This window comes from Bifidobacterium mellis, from assembly GCF_000967265.1.
Taxonomy (GTDB): domain Bacteria; phylum Actinomycetota; class Actinomycetes; order Actinomycetales; family Bifidobacteriaceae; genus Bombiscardovia; species Bombiscardovia mellis.
Genome location: NZ_KQ033885.1, coordinates 444,622 through 456,855, shown reverse-complemented (window position 1 = coordinate 456,855; position 12,234 = coordinate 444,622). Strand labels below are relative to the sequence as shown.

Sequence of the window (12,234 nt, the reverse complement as noted above, 5' to 3'; positions counted from 1 at the left end):
ATAGTTGAAAGACGCAAGGCTTCCTGCTTGTGCCCTCGCACAGAGGGATGGGGATATACGCTACGTCATGGAAGCCTCCAAGGGTATTTCAACCGGTAGGGGCCGGTGGGTCAGCCTTTGGGGAAGGGGATCATGCTTAATAGGTGTCAGCATCAGCACATGTCGATCAGACCGGCCGCGGCCGTCAGTCTTCTGCTATCTTTCGTCCTGCCTCTAGGCCTCCTCGCCGGCACCAGCGCCGATGCCAGCACCACCGCCAGCGAGCCTGCTGTGGCCGGCGCGAGCACGCCAGCCATAGCAGGAGGCACCGGGGGGGGGGGGTCGTCAGACCCCTCGCGTAGCTAAGCAAAATTCCGGCATTTCCCCCAGCAAGGCAACACCTTCAACCACACCCCTCTCTACGCCATCACCCCTATCTACAACCTCCCCGCTAAATACAGCGCAGCTGCCGTCACCCACCATCCCAGCACCTAATAAAAGAATCGCGACCGACGAAGATTTAAACGGCCGATCACAGCCACGCTCATCCGCTCAATATACCGTCACCTTCAACGACCCTGAGCAGCAAACCAGCACAGAACAAAAAATCACGGACGGAAACCGTGTAAGCCGACCCGTCAATCCATCAAGAATCGGCTATATATTCGACGGATGGCTCATAGGAGACACACCCGTCGCCTATGACTTCAGCCAGCCGGTCACCGGCGATATCACCCTGACAGCCCACTGGATACAAGGCTCCAACACGTGGAGCCTCAATCCCGTCCACGGACCAGCGAGCGGCAACACCAAGGTCACTCTTACCCCGCCCGTCATACCAAATATTCGGTTCAGTCAAATCAGCGCGGGAAATAACTTTGCTGTGGCATTGGGATCAGACGGCAACATCTACAGCTGGGGCTCCAACCAGAAAGGCCAGCTTGGTCGAACAGCCAGCAGCAGCCTATACGATCCCAATCCCACACCCGGTAAGGTCGACAGACCCGCAAACGTACCATCCGACTTCACCTGGGTTCAGGTCAGCGCAGGAAACACTTTTGCCCTGGCTCTCGGTTCTGACGGCATTCTCTATAGTTGGGGAGACAACGACTTTTATGAGCTTGGACGCGATGGTATTTACAATCTCTTCGGCGGTGACCAGACACCAAGGCCTGTAGACAAGCAGGACACCATCAAATTCACCCGCATCAAGGCAGCGGCAAACCACGCCATGGCTTTTGATTCCCTTGGAAATCTCTACAGCTGGGGATGGAACGAGTATGGACAACTGGGTCATGATGGTGGAACTCAGCAAGTCAAAGAACCGGCTAAGGTCGACAAACCCGCGAATGCATCATCCAACTTCTCCTGGGTTCAGGCAAACGGAGGGTTCTACGATACGATTGCGATCGGTTCAGACGGCAACCTCTACAGTTGGGGGAACAACGACTTTGACCAACTAGGCCGCGACACCACTGATACAAGGAAGAATCCCATCCCCGGCAAGATTGACAAGCCTGCAGGTGTTCCCAGCGACTTCACATGGCTCCAGACGGGTTCAGCCCATTACAATTCCATGGCTTTGGGCTCGGATGGAAATATCTATACCTGGGGTTCGGATCTTCAAGAAGTCATGCTGGGACGCGACCTGAGCCTCAATGCAGCCAATCGTCCGGCAGCTGTCTATAAACCGGCAAACGTCAATTACATTGACTGCATGACGACTGACTACCACTCCATGGGGCTCGGCTCAGACGGCAACCTTTACAGCTGGGGAACGGGAGGCGACGGCGAGCTCGGGCACGCCACCCCGGTAAGCGGCCCGGGAATTGTGACCAAGCCAGACAGTGGCAAGGATGACTTCACCTGGAAGCAGGCCAGCATAAACAACGGCTATACCATGGGACTGGGCTCAGACGGCTACCTGTATACCTGGGGCTTCAACTATTACGGCGAGCTAGGGCACGGCGCCGCCGGCGATAAAGAACGCGGAGTGGTGTCGACGCTCGGCACACCCGACCTCACTGGCACTAAGTTCGACGGAACCACTATTAAAGACCTGTCAAAGAACACGAATGGCAACACCTGGAGCGCCACTGCCCCGCCACATGCAAAGGGCAAGGCGGATGTGACCGTCCAATGGACCATAAATGGGGCGTCGCAGCCGGATGTGCATTTGACCTATCGATATGATGGACCAAAATACACCGTCTCCTTCAGCAACAAAGACAAGTCCTGTCCGGCCTCTTCCGACATGCCCCAAAACCAGTCCGTCACTGAGGGCGGGCAGGCCGTGCGCCCATACCCCGATCCGAAGGCGGACGGCTGTCTGTTTGATGGCTGGTTCATCAAGGATGCCAATGGTGATTCCAAGGTCGCCTATGACTTCAGCCAGCCTGTCACCGGAGATGTCGCACTAATCGCGCATTGGAGTCAAACCAATAGCGGCGGATGGTCGATCAACCCGATCAAGGGCAGCTCGATGGGCGGCCAGCAGGTAACCATCACGCCGCCCAAAACCAGCCGGGGCATCCGCTTCAACCAAGTCAGTGCAGGTGGCTACCAGATGAGTGATGCCATGGGCTTCTCCGTAGGAGTGGCCAGCGATGGGAACGCCTATGCCTGGGGCAGCAACCAGCATGGTCAACTCGGCATCGGCAACACAGCCAAGCAGAACAAGCCGGTCAAGATCCCCCTGCCGGACGGCGTGGACTCCACCTTCACCTACACACAGGTCGCAGCAGGCGGCTTCCACGTGCTTGCCATAGGCTCCGACCAAATCGTCTACAGCTGGGGCGCCAACGACCACGGCCAACTGGGCGACAACACAACCGTAGACCATTCCACGCCACATTCCGTGCCGGACCCGTCCGACACAAGCCGGCCTTTCAAGGCCGTCCAAGTGAGCGCCGGTGCCTATGACTCGGCCGCCATCGACCTAAATGGGAACGTCTACACCTGGGGCAGCGAAGGCAACAGCCGCGACGGTGACTTCAATCCCAGCTTCACCCAGCCACAGAAGACACCTGCCCCAGCAGCCGCCCCTGACGGCTCCGGCCAAGGACTGCAGGCGGTGCAGGTCAGCCTCGGATGGAGCTTCATCTTGGCTCTGGACGCGGACGGCAACGCATACGCTTGGGGATACAACAACTACGGTCAGCTCGGCAACAACAGCACCAGCAGCACATACACAGCCACACCAGCCAAGGTGCGCGACCCGAACAGCCCCGAGGACCCTAATAAAGGACTGCAAGCCACTCAAATCAGTGCAGGCACGGACCACGGCCTCGCCATCGACAAGAATGGGGCCGTCCTGAGCTGGGGGCACAACAATTCCGGCCAATTAGGGAACAGTTCCACCTACGACCAGCCCGTCCCCAAACCGGTGAAGAATTCCGGCAAGACAGGCAACTTCACCGCGGTAAGCATCAGCGCAGGAGTCATATACTCTCTGGCCGTCGACAGCGCAGGCAACACCTGGGGATGGGGATACAACGCCTATGGGCAAGTGGGCAACGGCGACGTCTATCCACTGCAAACGCCTACAAAAGTGCTGAGCACCGACTCTTCCGCCAACACCGGCGAATCCCTGCAGGCCACGCAAATCAGCGCAGCCCAATATCATTCCCTGGCCATCGGCCGGGATGGCAACGCTTACGCCTGGGGCGACAACACATACGGCCAACTCGGCAACGGAAGCCTGCAGCAGAGCCGTAAGCCGACCTCAGTGGCCTTCAATCAGGCACTGCTGATCACCAGTGTCAGATTCGACAAGACGGTGGTCAACTCCCTGTTGCAGAACCCTGATCAGTCCGTCTCCCTGACCACCCCTGCCCACAATCCGGGACAGGCCGATGTGATCGTGGACTGGACCCTGGGAGGGATCATGCAGCCTCAAGCGCACCTGGCCTACACCTACGAAGGCATGTTGCCGCACGCAGGCAGCAGCGGGACCTTGATCTTGCTGGCGGCTGGAATGCTCGCCGCTGCTGGCGCTGCAGCAGCGGGACGCAACCGGCGCGAATCCCGCAACCTGCGAAGCTAGAGACTTCACACGAGTAAGCAGCCGGACCATACCCCAAGATGGCCCGACCACACAGGGTGGCCCCGCAGTCCCCAACACAGCGGAGCCACCCACCCTCCCCCTTCAACACCAGCGCCAAAAGGAGAACCAGGCAATTTAGACACCCAGAAGGGAACAACTGGTCGCCTGCACTTCCGCCGAATTCCAGTCCCGCAGTCAATGTGTGTAGAGCGTGGTAGCATGATGAGATAGAAGCCGGGACCGTTCCCGGCGTGCAGCTCGTTTTCTTGGGATTTTTATTAACGGGCCGTTGATTTTGAGGAAGGGGATCGCACCCATCATGCGTCATCGTCGGAAAAAGCAGATTCGGTTATCCACTGTTGCTGGCCTTCTGCTCGCGATTATCCTGCCTACCAGCCTTCTGACTGGCCTCGCTGCCACTGCCGAGCCGGTCACGAACGATTCCAGTGCAGCTAGCGCGAGCGCGCAGACTGCTCTAAAAGGCACCGGGGGGGGGGGGTCGACCGACCGCTCAAGTAGATAAACAAAACCCCGGCACTTCCTCCAACACCGCAAACTCGCAGAGCCCGTCAACAAAACCAGCGACACCGTCTTCACCTACAGCAACCCCGAACACCTCAACAACACCATCAGCGCCCTCAGCGCCTCCCACTGCTCCGGGCACTTCAAATTCCCAGTCAGGTACTACCGAACCCCAGAATCCCACCAAGCCGACTCCCTCTTCCAACTCCTCTCCTGCTCCTACGGCCACCCCATCTGACAGTGATTCCAATAATGCTGACAAGGCAGACGAAAGCAACGGAAACTCGGTCCAGCCACGCTTGGCCACAACATACACAGTAACTTTTGACAGCACAATAGGTTCGTCAACACAAAAGTCAACGCTCAGCCGTGGAAGCAGGGTGGTACGTCCCCCAGACCCCTACTGCAAAGGCTATTCCTTTGTTGGCTGGTTCATTGGGGATGTCGCCTATGACTTTACCCAGCCCGTCACCGAAAACCTCACGCTGACAGCCCGCTGGGTCAAGGGTCTCAATTCCTGGAGTCTCAGCCCCAACCATGGTCCTGCCACCGGCAACACGACAGCAACCCTGACCCCGCCGGCCATAGGAGATATTCGCTTCAGCCAGTTCAGCGCAGGAAAAGACTTTTCACTAGCCCTTGACTCGCTCGGAGTGCTATACAGCTGGGGCAACAACAGCGAGGGGCAGTTGGGACGCACACCCACCGCCAGCGAACCTGCCGATCGGCCTGGACGAGTAGACGTTCCAGGTGGCACTCGCTTCATCCAGGTCAGCGCAGGAGACGAATTTGTTGTGGCCATCGATATCAGTAACCATCTATACAGCTGGGGAAGCAATGAAAAAGGCCAGTCAGGACTAGGTCTCGTCCACTCATCAAGTCCCGTGCCAAATCAGGTGGTCCCATCTACAAATTCCTCCAAAAGCTTTGTTCAGGTCAGTGCAGGATCAAACTATGCGCTGGCCACATGCTCGGACGGAACTGTGTACAGCTGGGGAGACAACAGCAACGGCCAGTTGGGACGCGAAACCGACGAACTCCATGGTGACTCGTCGGTTTATGGGCACGCGTATCCGAACCCAATACCGCTTCCAAAAGGCGTAAAGTTCACCCAGGTGACCGCAGGCGGCAATGCCTCCCTTGCACTCGCCTCTGACGGCAGCGTGTACAGCTGGGGAGACAACAGCTACGGCCAGCTGGGACGCACACCCACCGCCAGCGAACCGGCCAATCAGCCATACAAGATGAATACTGCGGACGGTTTGAGCTTCACCCAGGTCAGCGCAGGATACCGCCACACACTGGCTGTTGATTCAGATGGCAATGCATACAACTGGGGGTATGGCAGCACCAGCCAGCCCAGCAAGGTAGCCCTGCCTGACGGCATCAGAACAAGGCAGGTCGGCGCGGGATACGACTACTCTCTGGCGACTGGTTCCGACGGCAACATCTATAGCTGGGGAGACAACAGCAGCGGCCAGCTGGGACGAGATACGGGTGGTGAAACCACAAACCAGCCGGACAAAGCGAACATGCCCGACGGCATCACCTATACTCAATTCAGTGCGGGTTACAGGCACATCCTGGCTATGTGCTCGGACGGCTACCTCTACGACTGGGGAGACGACAGCAGCGGCCAGCTGGGTGCCGGGAACACCAGCAGTGTGCCAGTTACCACACCAAACAAGGCCGACTTCCCACAAGCATTCAAATTCATCAGCGCCAAGCTGGATGGAACTCCGATTACCGACTTGACCAAGAACCAGAACGGCACCTTGAGTTTCCGCACCCCAGCGCACGAAAAGGGCCGGGTAGACTTAACAGTCGCATGGATCAGGAACGGCCATCAGCCCGATGCACACCTGCCCTACAAGTATGATGGTTCCACGTACACAGTCACTTTCGACAGCGCAGGCGGTACACCAACATCAGATGCCCAGCGGGTCATGGATGACGATCAGGCCTTCCGCCCCGACAAGGATCCGGCCAAGGACGGCTATCTGTTCGACGGCTGGTTCCTCAAAGACTCCAAGGGCGACTCCAATATAGCCTACGACTTCAATCAGCCCGTCACCGGCGACATCACCTTGGTCGCCCACTTCAGTCCCGTCTCGCACTGGAACATCGACAAGAAGGAAGGACCGCAAACCGGCGGCCAGAGCGTCAAACTCACCCCGCCGCAAGGCCCACGTGGAATCCGCTTCTCTTGGATCCAAGCGGGACAGGATTTTTCCCTGGCTCTCGGTTCAGACGGCAACCTTTATAGTTGGGGAACAAATTATAATTACCAACTTGGACACACCCCCTCAGATAAGCCTGTCGTGGTGGAAACTCCCGCCGGAGTCCGCTATACCCAGGCCGCTGCAGGACAAAAGTTCGCCTTGGCCCTTGGCTCAGACGGCTATGTATATACCTGGGGAAGCAACGATTGTGAACAGCTGGGACGCAACACCTTCACCAACAATCGCAATCCCCCAGACAAAGTGGCACCGCCTGCGGGAATCCACTACACTCGAGTCTACGCGGGCGATAGCTTCGCCTTGGCATTAGGCTCCGATGGCAACCTCTACGCCTGGGGAGACGATAGGGAAGGCGCACTAGGGCAAGGCAGGTCAGAATTAAAGAGCAGAGACCCTCTTAGAGTCGCTGCACCCGAAGGCATCACATTCACCCAGGTTTTCACAGGTCCATTCAGCAAGCATGTCCTCGCCCTGGGCTCGGACGGCAACCTCTACAGCTGGGGATACAACAATTCGTTCCAACTGGGCCGCCAACGTAGTACGACAACTGACCTATATGACCCTCTGCCCTACAAAGTAAAGGCCCCAACCGGCGTCACATTTACACACGCCAGCACGGGCCTGAACTTCTCGCTGGCTCTCGGCTCCGACAATAATCTCTACAGTTGGGGAGGCAACAACAAAGATCAGTTGGGAAACACGGCACTGATTTCTGCGACCCCTTCCAGGGTCGTCATGCCGTCAGATGTTCATTTCACCCGGTTTGTGGCGGGAAGTTACTTTGCCCTCGCCACAGGATCTGACGGCAACCTCTACAGTTGGGGATACAACGATTGCGGACAACTCGGACGCACCACCAGCGGCAAATCCGACTATCTGCCCACCAAAGTGGACACTCCAGCCGGCATCACCCTCATCCAGCCTCAGGCAGGAGGCAATCACTCTTCAGCCATAGGATCGGACGGCAACACCTACAGCTGGGGAAAGAACGACCAAGGTATGCTGGGACGCGACATCAGCGGTGACCATGATCCGCATCCAGGCAAGATCATTTTCCCTGGAGTCGGCATTCCCAAACTCGTTCAGTTCGGCGATACGAGCGGAATTTATCCGACAGCCAACAATGACGGCACTTGGAATGTGACTACGCCGCCTTACACACCAGGGCCGGTTACGGTAACCATCAACTGGACGCTGAACGGGGTTACGCAACTCCCCGACACCAGCAACACCTACCTGTACACCTCCATCAGCGTCCTGCCTCGGGCCGGCGGCACCGGCATATTCCTGCCCCTCGCCGTTGGTCTGCTCATCATCACGGCAACCATGGCAGCGCGACGCCTGAGAAAGGCCGAAAGCCTGAATCAGTAGACTTCGCACGAGTAAGCAGGCCCGGATTACGTCTATCCCCAAATTATGACGATCCTGGCCCTACAGGGTGGCCCCGCAATCCCCCAACACAGCGGAGCCACCCTTCTTTATTCAACCGGGTGTTGCATTCACCCGGGTGTTGCTTTCACTCTTGCCCGTCCGCGCGTGATAGACTGCGATACAGCTGTCGGGATGGTCCCCGGCACACGTCTCGTGAAGCGACTTGGGGATTTTCATCATCGAGCCACCTGTTTGGGGAAAGGGGTTCGCAGCCATCATGCACCATAGGGATGCTTCTGCCCGGCCATGCATTGCCGCGAGCCTTCTGCTTGCCATCATCCTGCCCGCATGTCTGATCATGGGCAGCCTCGCCACAGCCGACACTGACACCAACACCAACACCGACACAAGCCAGCCAATGCTGCAGGCCATGCCGACGACACCCCGGTCCCCATTGACACCAACACCCTCGCCACTGAACACCACACCCGAACACGATCAAACACCTGACAGCCGCCCCCAGGCACGCTCAACAAGGCACACCGTCACCTTCGACAGCGCCGACGGCAGCAGCATCGACCCTCAAAACGTCGATGACGACGCACTGGCCAGCCGGCCCGCCAAGGACCCGACCCGGGACGGCTACCTGTTCGACGGCTGGTTCACCGGCAATCTTGCCTACGACTTCACCCAACCCGTCACTGCAGACCTCACCCTGACCGCCCACTGGACCAAGGGAACCAGTGCCTGGAGCCTCTCCCCCACCTCCGGGTCAGCCGCCGGAGGCGACAAAATCACCTTGGTCCCACCCGCCAAACCCGGCGTACGATTCAGCCACATCAGCTCGGGTCTATGGCATACCTTGGCGATAGGCTCGGACGGCAACCTCTACAGCTGGGGACAAAACAAAGCAAGTCTGGGACGCGACACCAATAAGATACCAGCCACCGCACCGAGCAAGGCGCCAGAAGGCACCCCAGGCCTGGTCACCCCGCCGACCGGCGTCCACTTCACCCAGACCAGCGCAGGAATGAGCCTTTCCCTGGCCATGGGCTCGGACGGCAACCTCTACAGCTGGGGACTAAACGACAACGGGCAGCTGGGACGCAGCACCACCATCACGCCAGCTGACAGACCGGGCCTGGTCACCCCGCCGACCGGCGTCCACTTCACCCAGTTCACCGCCGGATACTCGCAATCCCTGGCCATCGGCTCGGACGGCAACCTCTACAGCTGGGGAGACAACAGCCGAGGCCAGTTGGGACGCGACACGGGATCAGCGACCTACGACGCCACGCCAGGCAGAGTGTCAATGCCGACAGGCATCACCTGCACCCAGATCAGCGGGGGAACCTTCTATTCCCTGGCCCTGGGCTCGGACGGCAACATTTACAGCTGGGGAGACAACACTCAGGGCGAACTCGGACGCAACACCAACAGCGAACAGCCAGGAACCCTGCCGAACAAAGTGATCCTGCCGGAAGGCGTTACGAAATACACCGCGATTGCCGCACAGGGATGGTGTTCTCTGGCCATGGGCTCAGACGGCAACCTCTACAGCTGGGGTTACAACAGCTACGGCCAGATGGGACGAGATACCGACACACCCACACAAAACATCGATCCAGGCAAAGTGACGCTGCCCACAGGCGTCACGAGATTCACCCAGTTCGGCGCAGGAAACCAACACACACTGGCCGTAGGCTCGGACGGCAACCTCTACAGCTGGGGGAGCAACAAATTCGGCCAGCTGGGACGTGATGCCAACAGCTTGAGAAATGTCGTACCGGGCAAAGTATCCCTGCCGGCAGGCATCAGCTGCATCCAGATCAACGCAGAAAATACCTCCTCCCTGATCCTAGGCTCGGACGGCAACCTCTACAGCTGGGGAGACAACAGCCGAAGCCAGTTGGGACGCACGACCACTGGTCATTCTGACGCCCACCCCGGCACAGTCACATTCCCCGAGGATCCCAGACCCGTCAGCGTCAGCTTCGGCGGGACGCCCGGCACCAACCTCATCGCCGAGTCGAACGGCACCTGGAGCGTCACCACGCCCCAGCATGCAGCAGGCAAGACCGATGTCACCATCATCTGGGGCATGAACGGCCAGCAGCCCGACACCCACCTGACCTACCAATACGTGAACACCTACCATGTCACTTTTTCTTCCGACAGTGACTCCCCTACAGCACCCTCGGGCATGCCCGGACCCCAGTCCGTCACCGAAGGCAGGCAGGCCACACGCCCGATCGCAGACCCGACCAAAGACGGCTGCCTGTTCGACGGCTGGTTCCTCAAGGACTCAAAAGGCGAATCCAAGGTGGCTTATGACTTCAGCCAGCCCGTCACCAGCAGCATCACCCTGGTCGCCCATTGGAGCCCTGCAGACATCGGCAGCTGGGCAATCAGCCCGAATAATGGCGATGCCCAGGGCGGCCAGCAGGTGACCATCACCCCGCCCAAAACCAGCCGGGGCATCCGCTTCAACCAGATAAGCGCCAGCGATAATTTTGCCGGTTTTTCTATAGGGGTGACCAGCGATGGGAATGCCTACGCCTGGGGCGGCAACGACTACGGGCAGCTGGGCCAGGATCCGAGTACGACGGCCACACAGTACGCGCCGACCAAGGTCCCCCTGCCTGACGGCGCAGCTACCGGGTTCACCTACACGCAGGTCGCCGCAGGCGGAACCCACGTGCTGGCCATCGGCTCCGACCAGACCGTCTACAGCTGGGGACAAAATCAATATGGCCAGCTTGGCGACGGCAGCAGGCAAGACCACTCCAAGCCACAGCCCGTCAAGGGCCCAGACGGACAACCCTTCAAGGCCACCCAGGTGACCGCCGGATTCACCGACTCGGCAGCAATCGACCTGAATGGGCGCGTCTACGTCTGGGGCAGCGAAACCAAGGACCAGGACACCTATAGCGCGCCCAAACTGACGCCGGCCCTGGCCAAGGATCCCAGCGGCTCCGACAATGGGCTGAAGGCGGTCCAGGTAAGCGCAAGATACAGCTTCCTCATGGCCCTGGACGCCGACGGCAACGTATACACCTGGGGATACAACAACCACGGACAGCTCGGCAACGGCCAAAGCACAGGAAAATACAGCACCGCATATGCCGCCGACCCGGCCCCCGTGCCCGATCCCAAGGACGCCAGCAAGACCTTTAAGGCCAGGATGATCAGCAGCGGTGAAGTCCACGCACTGGCCATCGGTCAGGACGGCACAGCCTGGACATGGGGAATGAACGCGGATGGCCAGATCGGCGATGGCACGCTGACCGACCGGTCCACACCCACGCAGGTAAAAAACCCTGCCGATGCCAGCCAGGGATTCCAGGCCGCCCAAATCATCGCCGGAGCCACATATTCGCTGGCTATCGACCAGAGCGGCACAGCCTGGGGATGGGGAGAAAACACCTTTGATCAGTTGGGCAGCAACCAGGGCACCTCCGAGCTGCTCGTCCCCTCACAAGTGTCACCCCCTGCAGGCCAGGACAACGCAGGCAAGGGGTTCGCGGTCGCACGGATCAGCGCAGGATCAGCTTGTTCCCTGGCCATCGGTCAGGACGGCAACCTCTACAGCTGGGGATACGACTTCCGTGGGCAACTCGGCACGGGCAGCAACAACGGCACGAAGATCATTACGCCGACGCTGGTGGCGCTATATCCGCCGCCGCTGATTACCGGCGTCAGGTTCGACCAGACACCCGCCGGCAGCCTGCAGCAGAACGCTGACGGGTCGGTCACCCTGGCCACGCCAGCCCACAATCCGGGACTGTCTGATGTGATCGTGGACTGGTCCCTGGGGGCCGCCAACCAGACCCCGACCCACCTCAGCTATACCTTCAAAGGCATCCTGCCCCTTACAGGCAAGACGGGAGTGCTCCTCCTGCTCGCCTCAGGCCTGCTTGCCGCCGCCGGCGCCCTGGCAGCCGGACTCCACAGGCACGAATTCGCTTCGCTCGAGTAAGCGGTCGGACCGCACCCCAAGAACGGCCCGACCATGATGGGTGGCTCCGCATTCCCCCCTGATATCAGGGAGCCACCCATTTTCCTTTTCATCTCTGC

The 12,234-nt window shown here is 59.3% G+C and carries 5 protein-coding genes and 1 pseudogene; 5 read left to right on the top strand and 1 reads right to left on the bottom strand.

The features are described 5' to 3' along the window. The first annotated feature begins 159 nt into the window (after positions 1 to 159). From JF70_RS02195 to JF70_RS08465, 3 genes and pseudogenes are all read left to right on the top strand, one after another. Positions 160 to 345 carry a hypothetical protein gene (locus JF70_RS02195; protein ID WP_156149565.1) on the top strand — a complete coding sequence of 62 codons (186 nt, stop codon included), beginning with the start codon at positions 160 to 162 and terminating at the stop codon, positions 343 to 345. A 13-nt stretch (positions 346 to 358) separates the two neighbouring features. Continuing rightward, positions 359 to 679 (top strand): annotated as a pseudogene (locus tag JF70_RS09320) (InlB B-repeat-containing protein); the annotation flags it as partial. Between the two features lie 183 nt (positions 680 to 862). Then, positions 863 to 4,024 (top strand): RCC1 domain-containing protein, encoded by a 3,162-nt coding sequence (locus tag JF70_RS08465; protein WP_052690694.1) that lies wholly within the window; start codon positions 863 to 865, stop codon positions 4,022 to 4,024. A gap of 511 nt (positions 4,025 to 4,535) precedes the next feature. Here the strand turns inward: JF70_RS08465 and JF70_RS02185 are convergent. Next, positions 4,536 to 4,853 (bottom strand): hypothetical protein, encoded by a 318-nt coding sequence (locus JF70_RS02185; RefSeq protein ID WP_156149564.1) that lies wholly within the window; start codon positions 4,851 to 4,853, stop codon positions 4,536 to 4,538. Here JF70_RS02185 and JF70_RS08460 point away from each other — a divergent pair. After that, on the top strand, positions 4,846 to 8,157 hold the full coding sequence (locus JF70_RS08460) for an RCC1 domain-containing protein (RefSeq protein WP_082069345.1): 3,312 nt from the start codon (positions 4,846 to 4,848) through the stop codon (positions 8,155 to 8,157). The genes JF70_RS02185 and JF70_RS08460 overlap by 8 nt on opposite strands. Positions 8,158 to 8,434: 277 nt before the next feature. Next, positions 8,435 to 12,136, top strand: a complete 3,702-nt coding sequence (locus JF70_RS02175; RefSeq protein ID WP_045935123.1) for an RCC1 domain-containing protein — start codon at positions 8,435 to 8,437, stop codon at positions 12,134 to 12,136. Positions 12,137 to 12,234 lie beyond the last annotated feature (98 nt).

Excerpts from the sequence above, each read along its gene's own strand:
- JF70_RS02195 (WP_156149565.1), top strand. The coding sequence starts at position 160 with ATGTCGATCAGACCGGCCGCGGCCGTCAGTCTTCTGCTATCTTTCGTC.
- JF70_RS02175 (WP_045935123.1), top strand. The coding sequence starts at position 8,435 with ATGCACCATAGGGATGCTTCTGCCCGGCCATGCATTGCCGCGAGCCTT.